The organism is Microbacterium sp. che218 (assembly GCF_040436305.1).
Classification (GTDB): Bacteria; Actinomycetota; Actinomycetes; order Actinomycetales; family Microbacteriaceae; genus Microbacterium; species Microbacterium algihabitans.
Genome location: NZ_AP031501.1, coordinates 513,165 through 530,468, shown reverse-complemented (window position 1 = coordinate 530,468; position 17,304 = coordinate 513,165). Strand labels below are relative to the sequence as shown.

15 protein-coding genes, 1 tRNA gene and 1 other RNA gene are annotated in these 17,304 nt (G+C 70.2%); 7 read left to right on the top strand and 10 right to left on the bottom strand.

Annotation, left to right across the window (positions count from 1 at the left end; translation table 11 throughout):
* Positions 1 to 116 precede the first annotated feature (116 nt).
* Positions 117 to 1,541, top strand: coding sequence for a type I glutamate--ammonia ligase (gene glnA / locus ABXS86_RS02510; RefSeq protein ID WP_056231492.1), 1,425 nt, complete (start codon positions 117 to 119; stop codon positions 1,539 to 1,541).
* Positions 1,542 to 1,726: 185 nt separating this feature from the next.
* Here glnA (ABXS86_RS02510) and ABXS86_RS02505 read toward each other — a convergent pair whose 3' ends face one another.
* Positions 1,727 to 2,692, bottom strand: a complete 966-nt coding sequence (locus tag ABXS86_RS02505) for a hypothetical protein (RefSeq protein ID WP_307211161.1) — start codon at positions 2,690 to 2,692, stop codon at positions 1,727 to 1,729.
* An 82-nt stretch (positions 2,693 to 2,774) separates the two neighbouring features.
* Entirely contained in the window at positions 2,775 to 3,170 is a 396-nt protein-coding gene (locus tag ABXS86_RS02500; RefSeq protein ID WP_307211162.1) for a hypothetical protein, read from the bottom strand.
* Positions 3,171 to 3,332: 162 nt separating this feature from the next.
* On the opposite strand from ABXS86_RS02500, the gene phoA reads away from it, so the two are divergent.
* Positions 3,333 to 5,246: an alkaline phosphatase gene (phoA, locus tag ABXS86_RS02495; protein ID WP_353665513.1), complete on the top strand. Its 1,914-nt coding sequence runs from the start codon at positions 3,333 to 3,335 to the stop codon at positions 5,244 to 5,246.
* A gap of 68 nt (positions 5,247 to 5,314) precedes the next feature.
* Here the strand turns inward: phoA and ABXS86_RS02490 are convergent, their stop codons facing one another.
* Positions 5,315 to 5,626, bottom strand: a complete 312-nt coding sequence (locus ABXS86_RS02490; protein WP_353665512.1) for a DUF2277 domain-containing protein — start codon at positions 5,624 to 5,626, stop codon at positions 5,315 to 5,317.
* A 110-nt stretch (positions 5,627 to 5,736) separates the two neighbouring features.
* Between ABXS86_RS02490 and ABXS86_RS02485 the strand changes: the two genes are divergently transcribed.
* Positions 5,737 to 7,431 (top strand): long-chain-fatty-acid--CoA ligase, encoded by a 1,695-nt coding sequence (locus tag ABXS86_RS02485; protein ID WP_353665511.1) that lies wholly within the window; start codon positions 5,737 to 5,739, stop codon positions 7,429 to 7,431.
* A gap of 42 nt (positions 7,432 to 7,473) precedes the next feature.
* On the opposite strand, the gene ABXS86_RS02480 is transcribed toward ABXS86_RS02485, so the two are convergent.
* From ABXS86_RS02480 to ABXS86_RS02470, 3 genes are read right to left on the bottom strand one after another with little or no spacing between them, the layout of a single operon-like run.
* Positions 7,474 to 10,464, bottom strand: coding sequence for a bifunctional [glutamine synthetase] adenylyltransferase/[glutamine synthetase]-adenylyl-L-tyrosine phosphorylase (locus tag ABXS86_RS02480; RefSeq protein WP_353665510.1), 2,991 nt, complete (start codon positions 10,462 to 10,464; stop codon positions 7,474 to 7,476).
* A 10-nt stretch (positions 10,465 to 10,474) separates the two neighbouring features.
* A complete protein-coding gene (gene glnA / locus ABXS86_RS02475; RefSeq protein ID WP_144833792.1) occupies positions 10,475 to 11,815 on the bottom strand; it encodes a type I glutamate--ammonia ligase in 1,341 nt (446 codons plus the stop codon).
* 25 nt (positions 11,816 to 11,840) lie between these two features.
* Positions 11,841 to 12,044, bottom strand: coding sequence for an SPOR domain-containing protein (locus tag ABXS86_RS02470; RefSeq protein WP_353665509.1), 204 nt, complete (start codon positions 12,042 to 12,044; stop codon positions 11,841 to 11,843).
* Positions 12,045 to 12,140: 96 nt separating this feature from the next.
* Between ABXS86_RS02470 and ppgK the strand changes: the two genes are divergently transcribed.
* On the top strand, positions 12,141 to 12,944 hold the full coding sequence (gene ppgK, locus ABXS86_RS02465) for a polyphosphate--glucose phosphotransferase (protein WP_307211174.1): 804 nt from the start codon (positions 12,141 to 12,143) through the stop codon (positions 12,942 to 12,944).
* A gap of 31 nt (positions 12,945 to 12,975) precedes the next feature.
* On the opposite strand, the gene ABXS86_RS02460 is transcribed toward ppgK, so the two are convergent.
* Positions 12,976 to 13,266 (bottom strand): hypothetical protein, encoded by a 291-nt coding sequence (locus ABXS86_RS02460; RefSeq protein WP_144785099.1) that lies wholly within the window; start codon positions 13,264 to 13,266, stop codon positions 12,976 to 12,978.
* A 181-nt stretch (positions 13,267 to 13,447) separates the two neighbouring features.
* Here ABXS86_RS02460 and ABXS86_RS02455 point away from each other — a divergent pair, with 181 nt between their 5' ends.
* Both ABXS86_RS02455 and ABXS86_RS02450 read left to right on the top strand, forming a co-directional pair.
* Entirely contained in the window at positions 13,448 to 13,681 is a 234-nt protein-coding gene (locus ABXS86_RS02455; RefSeq protein ID WP_353665508.1) for a hypothetical protein, read from the top strand.
* Between the two features lie 128 nt (positions 13,682 to 13,809).
* Entirely contained in the window at positions 13,810 to 14,049 is a 240-nt protein-coding gene (locus ABXS86_RS02450; protein WP_353665507.1) for a hypothetical protein, read from the top strand.
* A 130-nt stretch (positions 14,050 to 14,179) separates the two neighbouring features.
* On the opposite strand, the gene rnpB is transcribed toward ABXS86_RS02450, so the two are convergent.
* From rnpB to ABXS86_RS02435, 3 genes are all read right to left on the bottom strand, one after another.
* An RNA gene (rnpB, locus tag ABXS86_RS02445) (RNase P RNA component class A) lies at positions 14,180 to 14,575 on the bottom strand.
* A gap of 31 nt (positions 14,576 to 14,606) precedes the next feature.
* A complete protein-coding gene (locus ABXS86_RS02440) occupies positions 14,607 to 16,307 on the bottom strand; it encodes a bifunctional 3'-5' exonuclease/DNA polymerase (protein ID WP_353665506.1) in 1,701 nt (566 codons plus the stop codon).
* Positions 16,308 to 16,319: 12 nt separating this feature from the next.
* Positions 16,320 to 17,048, bottom strand: coding sequence for a zinc ribbon domain-containing protein (locus ABXS86_RS02435; protein ID WP_353665505.1), 729 nt, complete (start codon positions 17,046 to 17,048; stop codon positions 16,320 to 16,322).
* 145 nt (positions 17,049 to 17,193) lie between these two features.
* Between ABXS86_RS02435 and ABXS86_RS02430 the strand changes: the two genes are divergently transcribed.
* A tRNA-Val gene (locus tag ABXS86_RS02430) sits at positions 17,194 to 17,269 on the top strand.
* Positions 17,270 to 17,304 lie beyond the last annotated feature (35 nt).

The window sequence follows — 17,304 nt, the reverse complement described above, 5'->3', positions numbered from 1 at the left end:
GGCCGACGTAACATCCCGGAAACACGCGAGATATGACCGGGACACCGGTTCTGGGTAGGGTCGAGGAGGCTGGCCGAGGCCGGCATGATCCCGAATGTTCTACCTCTGGAGTCTTCATGTTCAAAGATTCGTCCGAGGTGCTCAAGTTCATCCAGGACGAGGACGTCAAGTTCCTCGACATCCGTTTCACGGATCTTCCTGGTGTGCAGCAGCACTTCAACATCCCCGCCTCGACCGTCGACGAGGAGTTCTTCACCGTCGGACAGCTGTTCGATGGCTCGTCGATCCGCGGGTTCGCGAACATCCACGAGTCGGACATGCAGCTGATCCCCGACGTGACGACCGCGTACGTCGATCAGTTCCGCGAGGCCAAGACCCTCGTCATGATCTTCGACATCTACAACCCCCGCAACGGTGAGATCTACGGCAAGGACCCGCGCCAGGTCGCCAAGAAGGCTGAGAAGTACCTCGCCTCCACCGGCATCGCCGACACCGCGTTCTTCGCCCCCGAGGCCGAGTTCTACATCTTCGACGACGTCCGCTACGAGGTGAAGCAGAACTCGAGCTTCTACTCGGTCGACTCCGAAGAGGGCGCCTGGAACACCGGTCGCGAAGAAGAAGGCGGAAACCTCGCCAACAAGACCCCCTACAAGGGCGGCTACTTCCCCGTCTCGCCGGTCGACAAGACGGCCGACCTGCGTGACGACATCACCCTCAAGCTGATCGAGGCGGGCTTCGCGCTCGAGCGTTCGCACCACGAGGTCGGCACCGGTGGTCAGCAGGAGATCAACTACCGCTTTGACACGATGCTGCACGCGGCCGACGACATCCTGAAGTTCAAATACATCGTCAAGAACACCTGCGAGCAGTGGGGTAAGGTCGCGACCTTCATGCCCAAGCCGCTCTTCGGTGACAACGGCTCCGGCATGCACACGCACCAGTCGCTGTGGAACGACGGCAAGCCGCTGTTCTACGACGAGACCGGCTACGGCGGGCTCTCCGACGTCGCCCGTTGGTACATCGGTGGTCTGCTGGCGCACGCGCCCGCCGTCCTCGCCTTCACCAACCCGACCCTCAACAGCTACCACCGTCTGGTGAAGGGCTTCGAGGCTCCGGTCAACCTGGTGTACTCGGCCGGTAACCGCTCCGCGGCCATCCGCATCCCCATCACGGGTACCAACCCCAAGGCCAAGCGCATCGAGTTCCGCGCTCCCGACGCCTCGGGCAACCCGTACCTCGCGTTCGCGGCGCAGCTGATGGCCGGCATCGACGGCATCAAGAACCGCATCGAGCCGCACGAGCCCGTCGACAAGGACCTCTACGAGCTCCCCGCCGAAGAGGCCAAGAACATCCCGCAGGTTCCGAACTCGCTGCTCGACTCGCTCGAGGCTCTGCGCGCCGACCACGAGTTCCTGCTCGCCGGTGGCGTCTTCACGCAGGAGCTCATCGACACCTGGATCGAGTACAAGATCGAGAACGAGATCCAGCCGATCGCCCAGCGCCCGCACCCCTTCGAGTACGAGCTGTACTTCGGGGTCTGATCACCCGATCATCCACGTCGACGCCCGTCCCCGCCGTTTCGCGGGGGCGGGCATCGCCGCGTTCGGCGGGGGTGTCTTCGCATGCGCGACACCGGTCGCTCCCCCTCTCACGCGCCGGTTGCTCGGCACTCGATTCCGGATGCCGTTCCCCGCGCACTCGACGGTGAAGCCGCACGCCGCCCGGTTCACACCGCGCAACGCCGCAAGGTGTCGCGACTGACCCCGGTCAGCTCGCTGACGGCCCGCTGGCTCAGCTGACCGTCGCGCAGCAGCGCCTCGGCGGCCGCGCGTCGTCGTGCGGGCGGCAGCGCCGCGAACCTCTCCTGCGTCACCGTGCGCAGCGCCCGGTCCCCGGGCACGGTGGTGGCCGCGGCGAAGCGGCGGGCGCGCTCGATCCCGCGCATGAGCGCGCGGGGCGTCTCGCCGAGGCTCAACGCCGCGAGGATCCGCGCCTCGCGCGGGTCGAGTCCGTCGATCTCGGTCCGCAGCAGCTCATCGATCGCGTCGACCGAGGGAAGCTGCACGGTGATCACGTGGTCGGTCGGGGGCACGGCATCCGGAACCGTTGTCTCGACCAGGGTCAGGCATCCCCGCGGGACGGCGGCCAGAAGAGTCGCCACGAGCGAGGGCTCGCGCGTGTGCGCGTGGAGCAGCGCGACGGTCATGCCGGGGCCGACCTCGTGCCGCATCCCGTCGGCGAGCTGATCGACCGCGTCGGCCGAGTCGAGGTCGATCGTCGCGAGCGGGCGTGCCCGTCGGTGCGCCATCCAGCGGATGAGGGTGGACTTGCCGGTTCCGGGGCTGCCGACCACGCTGATAGTCCCGTCAGCTCGCGCGGGCGCGTCGGCTCCGGTCATGGGTCTCGGGCTCGCGGGCACCGTTCCCTCGATTCGGATGCCGCGGCGTGGGCCACGACCGGCGGCAGCGCGACGCGGGGTAGGACGAGTGCGGGCGAGGATCCGCGCGATCACCTCGCTCGCGCCGTCGCCGTCATGACCGGCGATCTGCTCGAGGACGGCGACCGTCGAGGGGCCGGGGCTCGCGAGAGCGAGCTCGATGATCTCGGCCAGGTCGTCAGCGGCCAGGCGGACCTGCCGACGACCGCGCGGCGCGGAACGAACGGTGCGGGGCACCGCGGGTACAGAGGACATGGAGGTCTCCCGACGCTGATCGACACGGAACCGGCCATCGGACGACGGCCGTCGAGCCGCGGAGGCGCGGCTGCGTGTCGGATCAGGTACGGGAGATGGAAGAGAGGAGGAGGGGATGCCGCGGCGGTGGCGCGCCGGGGACGTCGACGGAAAGCGGTTCGCGCCGCGTGACGAACGGCACCACGGCGACCGCGGCGGCCAGAGCGAGCACGAGGACCGTCGTGCCATCAGCGGTCGAGGTGTGCACGGCATCCGCCTCGACGGGAGGGACGAGATCGACCGCCGGTGTGCCGTCCTGGTCGGTGTGCGCCCACGACCCCACGGTGACGGCCGTGTGGGCGGTGCCTTCGTGATCGCCGGCATCGACATCCAGGTGCGTGGTCGCCCACGCGCTGCACAGCAGGAACAGTGCGAACACGAGTCGCATCGCGCGCCCGACGGCGCGCCGGCCGGGGGGAGGCGAGACGGCGGAGGTCATCGCTGCGAGCCTACGGACGAACCCCTCACACCGGGCCGAAGTGGGCGAGTGGCAACCGATCGGACACCTGATCTTCACCTGCGCGCGGGTCGGAGGTGCCCTGACGCGGATGGTCTGGAACAGCGGTCGACGACCGCCTCGATAGGACGAAGGAATCCCCCCATGGACTCACGCACTTCTCGACGCCTCAGAACGGCCGCCGCCGCGGTCGCCGTGGCGCTGACCGCCTCGACCTCGGTGGCGATGCTCGCAGCTCCCGCCCTCGCGGCGACCCCCGGCGACGTGGCCGAGCACGGCGGCGCCACGCGCAACGACGGCGACATGACCGACGCCCTGCGCGAGTCGATCGTCGACGGCCCCGCCAAGAACGTCATCCTGCTCATCGGTGACGGCATGGGCGACTCGGAGATCACGGTCGCCCGCAACTACGCCGAGGGTGCGGGCGGACGCTTCGCCGGCATCGACGCGCTGCCGCTCACGGGCCAGTACACGACCTACTCGGTGAACGAGCAGGGTCAGCCCAACTACGCCTCCGAGTCGGCGTCGACGGCCAGCGCCTGGTCGACCGGCACCAAGACCGTCAACGGTCGCCTCAGCGTCGACTTCCAGAACAAGCCGCAGTCCACCCTGCTCGAGATCGCGAAGGCAAACGGCTTGAAGACGGGCAACGTCTCGACCGCCGAGATCCAGGACGCGACCCCCGGTGCCGAGATTGCGCACATCTCGGCGCGCGGCTGCTACGGCCCCGAGCAGACCACCGAGAAGTGCTCGTCGGAGGCTCTCGAGAACGGTGGCCTCGGCTCGATCAGCGAGCAGCTGCTGAACGTGCGCCCCGATGTCACCCTGGGTGGCGGCTCGGCGAGCTTCACGCAGACCGCCGCGGCCGGCGCTTGGAAGGGCGAGACGCTGTTCGCGCAGGCCGAGGACCGCGGGTACACGCTCGTCGATGACGCCGCCGGCCTCGACGCGGTCACCGCGGCCGACGCCGATCAGCCGCTGCTCGGGCTGTTCAGCGAAGGCAACTTCCCCGTGCGGTGGAACGGCCCCGAGGCCACCGACCTCACGGCGGGCGGCGACCTGCCCGAGGCCGTGTCGTGCACCGAGAACCCCGAGCGTCTCGCGAGCGGCCTGTCGCTGGCATCCCTCACCTCGAAGGCGATCGACCTGCTCGACGGCGACGAGGGCTTCTTCCTACAGGTCGAGGGCGCGAGCATCGACAAGCAGGATCACGCTGCCAACGCGTGCGGCCAGATCGGTGAGACCGTCGACCTCGACGAGGCCGTGCAGGTCGCGATGGACTTCGCACGCACCCAGGGCGACACCCTCGTGGTCGTGACCGCCGACCACGCCCACACCAGCCAGATCGTCGGCTCGGCGATCCCCGGTTTGAACACGCACCTCGTCACCGCCGACGGTCAGCCGATGATCGTCGCGTACGGCACCTCGCCCGAGGGTGGCTCCCAGCAGCACACCGGCGCGCAGGTGCGCATCGCGGGCTACGGTCCGGGCGCGGCCAACGTGGTGGGGCTGACCGATCAGACCGACCTGTTCTTCACCGCCGCGAACGGTCTCGCGCTCAACCAGAACCTGGTCGCGCTGAGCGCCGAGGCGACCGTGTCGGTTCCGTCGGAGGTGCGCCCCGGCGACACCTTCATCGTGGCGGCCGACGGCTTCGCGGCCGACTGGCAGCTGACGGGTGCGGTGACGGATGCCGCGGACCTCGGTCAGCGCGACGCGCTGCGGGGATCGGCCCGGTTCGAAGCGACCGCCCCCGAGGCCGAGGGCACGTACGAGGTCACCGTCCGCGGTGCGCAGACCGGCACGACCAAGACCACCTCGGTGACCGTGTCGGCCGCTGCTTCGCCCGCCCCGACCACGGCTCCCTCCCCCGAGCCCTCGCAGTCGGCGGGCGCGGGTGCCGGTGCCGGCACGGGTGCCGGTCAGGGCGGCAGCGGATCGCCGCTCGCCACCACGGGTGCGGCCCTGCCGATCGGCGCTGCGGTGCTCGCGGCGGGTCTGCTCGCTCTCGGCGCGTACCTGCGTTCGCGTCGTCGTCGTCACACCGAGTTCGTCTGAGCTCGGCCTGCTCGACGCCCGTCCTCGCCCTCGCGGTGAGGGCGGGCGTCGCTTCGTCGTGTCAGCTCTCAGCCGGCGCGCGCCGCGCGCTTCTGCTCCTGGAACACCCGGATCGCCTCGTAGCGCTCCGCGGAACGGGCCTGCCGCTTGGCGGCCTCCTCCTCACGCACCTTCGGAGGGGCAGCGGTGATTAGGTCGTCGAGCAGATGCCGGACGGATGCCGAGATCTCGGCGACAGCGCGATCGAAGACCTCTTGATTGGCCCGTGACGGTTTCGTCGTGCCCACGATCTTGCGGACGAACTGGAGCGCGGCGTCGTGGCACTCGGCATCCGTCGCCGGAGGCTCGAAGTTGTGCAGGGGGACGATGTTGCGGCACATGCCCGCCAGGGTAGGCCTCGCGGCGCCGGATGGCGAGACCGGCCGGGTTCCCGGCATCCGCACAGGCGCCCCTCCGCCGCGATGTCGGAGGTCCACGCAAGGATGGGAGCATGCAGGACTCCCCCTACGCCTCGCGTCCGTGGTCGACCTCCTACGCCGAGGGAGTGCCGCTCGACATCGACGCACCGTCGCAGACGCTGCCCGAGATGCTCGCCGCGAGCGTCGCGGCGTACGGCAAGAAGGCCGCGCTCGAGTTCTTCGGCGCGACGACGACCTATCGCGAACTGGGTGACCAGGTATCGCGCGCGGCCGAGGGGCTGCGCCGGCTCGGCGTGCGCGCGGGCGATCGCGTCGCGCTCATCCTGCCGAACAGCCCGCAGCACGTCGTGGCGTTCTACGCCACGCTGCGGCTCGGCGCGATCGTGATCGAGCACAACCCGCTCTACACGCCGCGCGAGCTGCGCCATCAGTTCGAAGACCACGGCGCGCGGTTCGCGATCGTGTGGGACAAGATCGCCGACACCGTCGCCGAGTTCCCCTCCGATCTCGCGCTCGAGCACATCGTCAGCGTCGACATCACCGCCGCGCTCCCGCTCGGAAAGCGCCTCGCGCTGCGACTGCCGATCGCGAAGGCCCGCGCCGCACGTGCCCAGCTCACCGCCGAGCCGACCTCGAAGCGCCCGACGGCGTGGGCGAAGCTGCTGACCCGGGGCGCGCTCTCGCGCAAGCATCGAGGCCCGCAGCTCGACGACATCGCCCTGCTGCAGTACACCAGCGGCACGACCGGCACTCCGAAGGGCGCCGTGCTCACCCACGCCAACCTGCGCGCGAACGCGATGCAGGGGCGCGCCTGGGTTCCAGGGCTGCATGACGGCGAAGAGACGTTCTACGGCGTGCTGCCGCTGTTCCACGCCTACGGGCTCACCCTGTGCCTGACCTTCGCGATGAGCATCGGCGCGAAGCTCGTGCTGTTCCCGAAGTACGACCTCGAGCTGGTGGCCGCCGCGGCGAAGAAGAGCCCGCCGACGTTCCTGCCGGCCGTTCCGCCGATCTACGACCAGCTCGCCCGCGCCGCCGCCCGCGGCACGATCGACCTCACCAGCGTGCGCTTCGCCATCTCCGGGGCGATGAGCCTTCCGGTCGCGACCGTCGACCGCTGGGAGGCCGCGACCGGTGGCCTGCTCGTCGAGGGGTACGGCATGACCGAGTCGTCCCCGGTGGCGCTGGGCAACCCCATCGGGCCGTCACGTCGTCCCGGCACGGTGGGCGTGCCGTTCCCGAGCACCGACATCCGCGTGGTCGACCCCGAAGACCCGTCCGTCGACCGACCGCTCGGTGAGGCCGGTGAGTTGCTTCTGCGCGGACCCCAGGTGTTCCAGGGGTACTGGAACCGACCGGGCGACACCGCCGAGACCCTGTTGCGGGGCGGATGGCTGCGCACGGGTGACATCGCGACGGTTTCGACCGACGGCTTCGTCACCATCGTCGACCGCTTGAAAGAGATCATCATCACCGGAGGCTTCAACGTCTCGCCGAGCGAGGTCGAAGACGTGCTCACCTCGCACCCCGACATCGCCGGGGCCGCCGTCGTCGCGCTGCCGAAGTCGCAGGGCGGAGAAGACGTCGCGGCCGCCATCGTGCTGCGTGACGGCGTCGAGCTCGAGCCCGAAGCGATCCGCGACTTCTGCAAGACCCGCCTGGCCGCCTACAAGGTGCCGCGCCGGGTCATCGTGGTCGACGACCTCCCCCGTTCGTTGATCGGCAAGGTCCTGCGGCGCGAGGTGCGCGAGCGTCTGATGAAGTGAGGTCGAGATCGGCGGATGCCACGCATGCGGCATCCGCCGATCTCACCCGTAGAAGAGCTTGTCGAACACGCGGCGCGCACGGCGAGTGGCGCCGAGGTAGTCCTCTTCGACCTGCGTCGCCGAGCGCGGCGCGTACTCCAGAATGCGGCCGATGCCGTCGAGCTTTCCGCGGTCGACCGGCAGCACGTCGCTCGTCTGGCCCGAGAGAAGGGTGTTCGCCGAGCGCAGGCGGCTGGCCAGGTGCCAGGCCGCGGCGAGCTTGTCGGCGGCGTCGTGCTCGATGATGCCCGCGTCGGCCGCCGCGCTCAGCGCATCGAGCGTCGAGGTCGTGCGCATGCCCGGAACCGCGCGCGCGTGCTGCAGCTGCAACAACTGCACGAGCCACTCGACGTCGCTGAGGGAGCCCGGGCCGAGCTTCAGGTGACGCGCGGGGTCGGCACCCTGCGGCAGCCGTTCGTTCTCGACCCGTGCCTTGATGCGGCGGATCTCGCGCAATCCGTTCTGGTCGGCCGTGACCGGGTAGCGTACCTCGTCGGCCAGCTCCATGAACGCGGTGATCAGCTTCACGCTTCCGGCGACACCGCGCGCCCGCAGCAGTGCCTGGGCCTCCCACGACAGCGACCAGCGCCGGTAGTACTCGGCGTACGCGTCGAGCGAGCGTGCCAGGGGGCCGCTGCGACCCTCGGGTCGGAGCTCGGCATCGAGATCGAGCGGCAGACGGTGGTCTTCCGACTGCTCGCGCACGCCCGCGACGATCTTGAGGGCCAACTGGCTGGCGCGCTGCGGGTCGACGCCGTTCGCCCGGTAGACGTACATCACGTCGGCATCCGACCCGAAGCCGAGCTCGCGACCGCCGAAGCGCCCCATCGCGATGATGGCGAAGTCGAGGTCGTCGTCTTCCGGGGGCACCACCACGCGGCGAACGGCCCGCAGCGTCGCCTGGATCGTGACCTCGGTGATCGTGCTGAGCGCATCCGACAGCTCTTCGAGCGACACCGTGCCCAGCACCGCCGCCATCGCGACGCGCAGCATCTCGCGACGTCGCAGCGCACGCACCGAGCGCATCGCGTCGTCGATGTTCTGCCAGCGCGTTTGGATCGCTCGCGCCTCTTCTTCGAGCGCCTTGCCCGAGCGCGGGCGCAACAGCGCGTCGTCGTCGAGCCACGCGACCGACTCGGGGATCCACTCCATCAGCTCGCCGATGTAGCGCGAGCCCGAGAGCACCCGCGTGAGGCTCTCGGCCGCGCCGGCGGAGTCGCGCAGCATCCGCAGGAACCACGGGGTGTTGCCGAGGCGCTCGCTGATGCGACGGAAGACCAGCAGCCCGTAGTCGGGATCGACCCCGTCGGCGAACCACCGGATCATGATCGGCATGAGGTGGCGCTGGATGGTCGACTTGCGGCTCAGCCCGCTGGTGAGGGCGGCGATGTGGCGCAGAGCACCGGCCGGGTCGCGGAAGCCGATCGCGGCGAGGCGATCGCGGGCCTGCGCGGTCGACAGCGTGCGCTCGCCCTCGGGAAGCGCGGCCACCGCCGACAGCAGCGGGCGGTAGAACAGGCGCACGTGGATGTCGCGCACCTCGCGCTTGATGCCCTCCCACACGGCCTGCACTCCGGATGCCGAGTCGGCCAGCCGCGACGCTCGCGCGAGCACCCGCAGGTCGTCGTCTTTTTCAGGCAGCAGCGCCGTGCGGCGCAGGCCGCGCAGCTGCAGACGGTGCTCGAGCAGGCGGAGCAGGCGGTAGTCGCGGCCGAAGGCCTCGGCCTCGGTGCGACCGATGTACCCCTCGGCGACCAGCGCGTCGAGGGCTTCGAGCGTGCCGCGCTGGCGGATGCGTTCGTCGGTCAAGCCGTGCACGAGCTGCAGCAGCTGCACGGTGAACTCGACGTCGCGGATGCCGCCGGGCCCGAGCTTCAACTGACGGTTGACCTCCGCCGCGGGGATGTTGTCGGTGACGCGCTCGCGCATGCGCTGGACGCCCTCGACGAAGTTCTCGCGCTCCGCGCTGTGCCAGACCAGGGGCTGCATCGCGGAGACGTACTCGGCGCCGAGCGTCGCATCGCCCGCGATCGCACGGGCCTTCAACAGCGCCTGGAACTCCCAGCTCTTCGCCCAGCGCGCGTAGTACTGCTCGTGCGAGGCGAGGCTGCGCACCAGGGCGCCCTGCTTGCCCTCGGGGCGCAGGTTCGCGTCGACCTCCCAGAGCGGAGGCTCGATCTCGGCGCCGGAGATGCCGCGCATCGTCTGCACGGCCAAGCGTGTGCCGATGTCGATGGCACGGGCTTCGGTCACCACTTCTTCGTCGGCCGAACCGCCCACGAAGATCACGTCGACGTCGCTGACGTAGTTGAGCTCCCGCGCGCCGGTCTTGCCCATCGCGATGATCGCGAAGCGCGTTGCTTCGACCTGCTCGCGCGGGAACGCGCCGGGCCCCGCGCCGCTCACCCGCGCACGCGCGACACTGAGCGACGCCTCCAGGGCCGCCCCCGCGAGGTCGGCGAGGGCCGACGACACGACGCTGATCGCGCCGGCCGGGTCGTCTTGGCCGAGGTCGTACGCCGCGATGCGGGCCAGCAGGCGCCGGTAGCGCACGCGCAGCGCCACCCACGCGGCATCCGTCGCATCTCCCGCGAACCCGTCGACATCGTGCACGGATGCCAGAAGCTCGGCGCGCATCGTCTGCTCGTCGGGCACGGTGAGCCCGGCACCCGAGAGGTGCACCAGCTCGTCGGGGTGTCGCAGGTAGAACTCCGCGAACCCGTCGGACGCGCCCACCAGATCCCACAGGGCACGCCACGCGCCGGCGTCAGTTGAGACGGAGCGAACCGCCTCCCTGTCACGCCGGGCGACCTGCAGGATCGCCAGCACCGCCCGATCGGGGTCGGCCACGCGCTGCGCGAGCGCCATGGCATCCGCCCGCTCCGCACCGAGCTGCTCCTCGAGCTCACCGAGCAGGGAATCTGCTTTGGCGAGCCGCGAGAAGCCGGTGCGGGCGAGCGCGGTGAGCGCGGTCGACCGATCGCCCGAGGTCATGGACCCTCCGTCAGAGCGCCTCGAGGTTGCTGGCGAGCTCGAACGGCGTCACCTGAGCGCGGTACTGCTGCCACTCGCGACGCTTGTTGAGCAGCACGTACTTGAACACTGTCTCGCCGAGCGTCTCGGCGACCAGCTCCGACTCCTCGAGGTACTCGAGAGCGTGGTCGAGGCTCGCCGGCAGGGGCGCGTAGCCGAGGGCGCGGCGCTCCGAGTCGCTCAGCGACCACACGTTGTCTTCGGCCTCGGCGGGGAGCTCGTACTCCTCTTCGATGCCCTTGAGGCCGGCCGCGAGCATGAGCGCGTACGACAGGTAGGGGTTGGCGGCGGAGTCGAGCGCACGGTACTCGACCCGCGTCGACTGCCCCTTGTTGGGCTTGTACAGCGGCACGCGCACGAGAGCAGAGCGGTTGTTGTGGCCCCAGCAGATGAAGCTCGGAGCCTCGTCGCCGCCCCACAGTCGCTTGTAGGAGTTCACGAACTGGTTGGTCACGGCCGAGATCTCGTTGGCGTGACGCAGCAGGCCCGCGATGAAGTGACGCCCGACCTTCGACAGCTGATACTGGCCGCCCTCTTCGTAGAAGGCGTTCATGTCGCCCTCGAAGAGCGACAGGTGCGTGTGCATGCCGCTGCCGGGCTGGCCGCTGATGGGCTTCGGCATGAACGTCGCGTAGACGCCCTGCTCGATCGCGACCTCTTTGACGACGGTGCGGAAGGTCATGATGTTGTCGGCCGTGGTCAGCGCGTCGGCGTACCGCAGGTCGATCTCGTTCTGGCCCGGGCCGCCCTCGTGGTGGCTGAATTCCACCGAGATGCCGAGGTCTTCGAGCATGCGCACCGACCGGCGACGGAAGTCGTGCGCCGTTCCGCCGGGGACGTTGTCGAAGTAGCCGGCCGAGTCGACGGGCTGCGGGCGTCCGTCGGGACCCAGCTGCGACGACTTCAGCAGGTAGAACTCGATCTCGGGGTGCGTGTAGAACGTGAACCCGGCGTCGGCGGCCTTGGCGAGCGTGCGCTTGAGCACGTGCCGCGGATCGGCGACCGCCGGCTGCCCGTCGGGCGTCGTGATGTCGCAGAACATGCGCGCGGTCGGGTCGATCTCACCGCGCCACGGCAGGATCTGGAAGGTCGTGGGGTCGGGGTGCGCGAGCAGGTCGGACTCGTACGACCGCGTCAGCCCCTCGATCGCCGAGCCGTCGAAGCCCAGTCCCTCGGTGAAGGCACCCTCGACCTCGGCCGGGGCGATCGCCACCGACTTAAGCGTGCCGACCACGTCGGTGAACCACAGGCGCACGAACTTGACGCCGCGCTCCTCGATCGTGCGCAAGACGAAATCGCGCTGCTTGTCCATCGTCATCCCTCGTTTCGGTGGGCGTTCAGCGGGCGGAGCCGGAGCCCCAGTCGTCGCGGGCCTCTTCTTCGGCCCACTGCTGCGAACGCTTCTTCAGCAGCTCCGGAGCCTGAGCGGCCTCTTCGGCGGTGGCGAAGGGGCCGGCACGATCGACCGCCGGAGACTCGAACCCCTGCTCGACCTCGCGGGTCTCGAGGTTGTACCAGTACTGCTTGTTCTCGTCGCTCACGATGGCTCCTCACATGGGTCGCGCCCCTCGGCGCGAACCGCCGGTGCTCCCCCGATCCTACTGATCCCGACCGTCCGGCTGGCTAGGCTGAGGGGTATGGCAACGAATGCATCTCGCGCGGTCGGAGTGGACATCGGCGGAACCGGCATCAAGGCCGGAATCGTGGATCTGGATGCCGGGGAGCTCGTCAGCGACCGGGTGAAGGTCGCGACGCCGGAAGGTGCGGAGCCGGCCGACGTGCTGGCCGCGGTGAAGCAGGTGCTCGAGACCCTCGAGGCCCCCGAGGACCTGCCCTTGGGCGTGGCGTTCCCCGCAATCGTGAAGAACGGCCAGACGCTCTCGGCCGCGAACGTGTCGAAGTCGTGGATCGGCTTCGAGGCCGAGAAGTTCTTCGAGCACGGACTGTCGCGCGACATCCACTTCGCCAACGACGCCGACGTCGCCGGTATCGCCGAGGTCCGCTACGGCGCGGCCAAGGGCGTGGACGGCCTCGTGATCCTCACGACGCTCGGCACGGGCATCGGCTCGGCCATGATCTACGACGGCGTCCTCGTGCCCAACAGCGAGCTCGGTCACCTGCAGCGCGCCGGCCACAAGAGAGACGCCGAGCACTTCGCCGCGTACTCGGCGCTGGAGCGCGAAGAGCTGTCGTGGGAGAAGTGGGCGAAGCGCCTGCAGTGGTACTACGACTACGTCGAGTTCCTCTTCAGCCCCGACCTCATCGTCGTCGGCGGCGGCGTGTCGAAGCACTCGGAGCACTTCCTGCCGCTGCTGAAGCTGCGCGCGCCGATCCTGCCGGCGAAGCACCGCAACAACGCGGGCATCATCGGCGCGGCCTCGCTCGCCGTGCCGGTGCCCGAGGCGCTGCCGGCGGTGGCCCCGAAGGCCGACCCGAGCTGAGGTCGCTGAGGGCACGGCATCCGGAGCCCGCTCAGGCTGCGGCGACCTGACGCACGCTGACGGCGTTGCGCCAGACCACCGGCGCCCAGTGTCCGCCCTCGCACGGCACCTCGAGCATGACGACGCGGTCGTTGCCGCCCGTCGCCCACGCGGGTTCGCGGGTGGCGGCGCGGTTCGGCCAGGTGACCCACGCCCACACCGGGCGCTTGTCGGCGTACCACTCGATGGGGCGCGCGCCCCAGGTCTCGGGCTGCAGCGTGCAGGGGGCGATGGATGCCAGTACCCGAGCGACCATCTCATCGCTGACCCTCGTCGATCCCATGCACCGGACCCCTTCCCCGGCCGAGTTCGAGTGTAGAACATATGTCCGACACTCGACGGGTGGTGGACGCTGCGCGCATCCGTACCGAACCGCGCTCCGCGGGTCAAACCTGATGCGCTCCTGCCCTGCCGCCCCCTAGTGTCAGCGTCATCCACGCACACGACACAGAGGGGGAATTATCGTGAGCAACGACTACAGCGGCGCGGCCGCAGGTCTCGGTATCGGGGTTCTGATCATCGGGTTCATCGTCTATATCGCGATCCTCGCGCTCGCGATCTGGGTCTCGTACCTGATCATGCGGACCGCGGTGAAGAACGGCATCCTGCGTGCCGACGAAGAGCGCGCGCGTCGCGGCATTCCGGGTGGGGGCATGGCGCCGCCGGCAGGCGGATACGACTCGGGTCCGGGGGCGTAACCCGCCGATCGCCACGACGGCCCCGCATCGCTCGAGGGAGCGGGCGGGGCCGTCGTCGTATGCAGGGGCCCTACGCGCTCGCGATAGGAGAGCGCGCTCGCGTCGACCGAGGATTGCGGCAGCTTGCCGTGGCTGACAGCATCCGGCGTATGGCATCCGGACCCCAGCGCCCCACCGTCCTCATCGGCCTAGGGATCGCCTTCGTGCTGGGCGGGTTGCTCGGCTTTCCCCTGTTCCTCGCAGACCCGTTGGGAACGACCGGTCGCGGGATCCCGATGTGGCTCGCGCTCCCTGTGCTCTGGGTGGGTGGCATCGGATTCATCGCGTACGGCTGGTACTGGCGAGTGCGGGGCCGGCGCAGCCGATGAGCGTCGTGTGGGAGTTCGTCGCGTCGGTCATCGACTCGATCGGTGCCGTGATCGCTCGTCTGATCGATCGGCGCAAGGGCGACAGCCCCGAGGATCCTCACTGACGCGGACTGTCGTCATGCAGTGTGTGCGAATGGGCCGGCCTGTACGCCGGGTTCTGTCCGAGGGTTCCTTCGACAAGCTCAGGAACCCCGTGGACGGTCATCTCTCTCGGCGACACGTTGCCGTGACGCTCCAGCGGCCTACCCGGGGACTCGGCGAGCCGCGTCGTCATCCCCTGTCTGGCCTTGCTCCGGACGAGGTTTACCTCGCGGGTCGTGTCACCACGACCCCGGTGGTCTCTTACACCACCCTTTCACCCTTACCCCGCGGCCCTTCGACAAGCTCAGGGACCGTGGGGCGGTCTGCTCTCTGTGGCACTGTCTCGCGGATTGCTCCGGGTGGGCGTTACCCACCGTCCTGCCCTGTGGAGCCCGGACGTTCCTCGGCACGGGCGAACCCGTGACGCGACCGTCCAGCCGACCCATTCGCATCGGCCAGTCTACCGGTGGGCGGCCTCAGCCCTTCTCCGCGGTCGCCCCGATGCGCAGGTCGAGCGGGAAGTCGATGGGGAACGTGCCGAACAGCAGCCGCCCGGCAGCGGCTGCGGCTTCGCGCACCGCCGCGGCGACGGCATCCGCGTGCTCGATCGGAGTGTGCACGACGATCTCGTCGTGCAGGAAGAACGCCAGGTGCGGTCGTCGCGAGAACACCGCACCGGAGGCCGCGGCCGGGGCATCGGCATCCGTCTCGGGGAACGCCGCCAGGCGCCCCCGCAGGTCGGCCAGCCACGCGAGCGCCCACTCGGCGGCGGTGCCCTGCACGACGAAGTTGCGGGTGAAGCGTCCGCGATCGCGCGCGGAACGGCGTGCCCTGTTCTCGTCAATCCCGGATGCCGCCGACTCGCTCGCCAGCGACTGCAGGGCGCGCCACGACTCCCCCGCCGCGGGCGAGGTGCGGCCGAGCCACGTGTGCACGACGCCGCCCTCTTCGCCGGTGCGTGCGGCGTCGTCGACGAGTTGCATCGCGCGCGGGAAGGTACGTCGCAGCCGCGGGAGCAGTCGGCCGCTCTCGCCGGTCGTGGCGCCGTACATCGCCCCGAGCATCGCGAGTTTCGCCTCGGCGCGGCTCGCCACGGCTCCGCGGTCGACGATGCCCGCGTACAGGTCGCGCCCGGCGGCCGCCTCGGCCAAGGCCGTGTCGCGCGCCATCGCGGCGAGCACGCGGGGCTCGAGCTGGGCGACGTCGGCGGTCACGAGCGTCCAGCCGGGGTCGGCGCGCACCGCGGTGCGCAGCGCACGCGGGATCTGCAGGGCGCCCCCGCCCGAGGACGCCCACCGCCCGGTGACGACGCCGGCCGGCACGTAGACGGGGCGGAAGCGACCGTCGCGCACCCATTCGGCCAGCCATGCCCAGCCGTTCGCGGTGTACAGGCGCATCTGCTTCTTGTAGGCGATGAGCGGGGCGACGGCCGGGTGATCGTGCTCCGACAGTTCCCACCGACTCGTCGACTGCACGAGCAGGCCGGCGCGGTGCAGGGAGCGCAGCAGACGCGGCTGCGAGTCGAGAGAGGCCCGCGGGTCGCCCAGGGCGTCGCGGACGACGGCGGCCGTCTGCTCGATGCGTTCCGGGAGCCCGCCGCCGCGCCGCGGCCCGAGCTCGGCCTCGAGCAGGCGTTCGTGCGCGTCGATGCTCCACGGCACGCCCGCGGTGTGCAATTCGACGGCGATGAGCGCACCGGCTGACTCGGCGGCGGCCAGCAGCCGCAGCGCGCCGGGAGTCGCTGAGGCGGCAAGGGCGGAGTGCTGACGTCGGTATTCGGCGACGGCCTCTTCGGCGGATTCGGGGACCCCGGCTGCCGACTCCCCCAGGTCGAAGAGGGCGTCGCCCGCGTCGGGTTCGCTGGAGGCCGCGTCCCAGGCGGTCGCGCGGCGGAGCCCGGCGTCGTCGGTGACCGCGACGGCGTCGCGCAGGATCGCGTGCACGAGCCGCAGGTCCCACGCACGCGCGACGCGCACGCCGGCGTCGAGCAGCGGCGGGTAGGCGGACGCGGTGTCGGGCCAGACCCAGCGGACGTCGCCCGCCTGCTCGCGCTCGTGGACGGCCGCGACGAGGTCGTCGACTTCGACGGAGCGGACCGGGTTCGCGTCGGCGTCGAGGTCGATCAGGACGGGTGACCCGGATGCCGCGCGGGCGACGACGACCGTGTCAGAGGCCACGGCCGTCTCGGGTCATCGGGACTCTTCGGTGCGGACGAGGATCGCGCCGCACTCGGGGCAGAACACGACCTCGTCGGTCTGCGCGCGGCGGACGATGGCGAGATCGCTCGGCGGGAGCACCATGCGGCACGCTTCGCACGCACCGGCGAGAAGGAGCCCGGCGCCGTTGCCACGCGATGCGAGACGCTCGTAGAGCCCGAGCAGATCGGCGGGGATGGAGGCGGCCACGGCGTCACGGTCGCGACGCGCGCCGTCGAGGCGTGTGTTCGCGTCGGTGACGGTGGTCTTCGCCTCGGCGCTGAGCTGAGCGCCCTGCGCATTGGTGTCGGCGATCACTGCCTCTTGCTCGGCGACAGCGGCATCCGCTGCCTCGAGGCGCTCCATGAGCGCGATCTCCATGTCTTCGAGGTCGCCCTTGCGGCGCTTGAGCGAGGTCAGCTCGCTCTCGAAGCCCTGAGCCTGCTTGGGGTTCGACGACGCGGCGAGACGCTCGGTGTCGCGCGCGATGCGGGCATCGACCACGGCGACGTCGGACTCGAGGCGCCTCAGCTCGGCGTTGATGTCGTCGCGGGCGTTGGCACGCGTCGTCAGCTCTTGGGTGAGGGTCGCCCGCTGCGCGATCAGCTCGCGCACGCGCTCGGCCTGCGGCGGGTTGCCGGCGACCTTCTCGTCACGGTGGATACGCGCGTCGAGGTCGGCGAGGTCGAGCAGTTTGCGCTGGTCGGCGGGATCGGCATTCACGTCCCCCACGCTACCCCGGGCCTCCGACATCCGCGGCACGCGAGCGCCGACGCCCGCATCGCTCCGCGGCGGATCGGTGAGGTCGCGGCATCCGGACACCACGCCCCAGGAGTGCGGCGTCTACCGGGCTAGACTCGAGGGACCAGGGCCTTTAGCTCAGCTGGTAGAGCGCCACGTTTACACCGTGGATGTCGTCGGTTCGATCCCGGCAGGGCCCACCACCTACGACTCGGCGACGCCCGTGTCGGATCCGAGC

Bases quoted from the DNA above. Each gene is read 5' to 3' on its own strand.
- glnA (WP_144833792.1), bottom strand. From the start codon at position 11,815: ATGGACAAGCAGCGCGATTTCGTCTTGCGCACGATCGAGGAGCGCGGC.
- ppgK (WP_307211174.1), top strand. From the start codon at position 12,141: ATGGCAACGAATGCATCTCGCGCGGTCGGAGTGGACATCGGCGGAACC.
- ABXS86_RS02485 (WP_353665511.1), top strand. From the start codon at position 5,737: ATGCAGGACTCCCCCTACGCCTCGCGTCCGTGGTCGACCTCCTACGCC.
- glnA (WP_056231492.1), top strand. From the start codon at position 117: ATGTTCAAAGATTCGTCCGAGGTGCTCAAGTTCATCCAGGACGAGGAC.
- ABXS86_RS02505 (WP_307211161.1), bottom strand. From the start codon at position 2,692: ATGTCCTCTGTACCCGCGGTGCCCCGCACCGTTCGTTCCGCGCCGCGC.
- phoA (WP_353665513.1), top strand. From the start codon at position 3,333: ATGGACTCACGCACTTCTCGACGCCTCAGAACGGCCGCCGCCGCGGTC.
- ABXS86_RS02480 (WP_353665510.1), bottom strand. From the start codon at position 10,464: ATGACCTCGGGCGATCGGTCGACCGCGCTCACCGCGCTCGCCCGCACC.
- ABXS86_RS02460 (WP_144785099.1), bottom strand. From the start codon at position 13,266: ATGGGATCGACGAGGGTCAGCGATGAGATGGTCGCTCGGGTACTGGCA.
- ABXS86_RS02500 (WP_307211162.1), bottom strand. From the start codon at position 3,170: ATGACCTCCGCCGTCTCGCCTCCCCCCGGCCGGCGCGCCGTCGGGCGC.
- ABXS86_RS02490 (WP_353665512.1), bottom strand. From the start codon at position 5,626: ATGTGCCGCAACATCGTCCCCCTGCACAACTTCGAGCCTCCGGCGACG.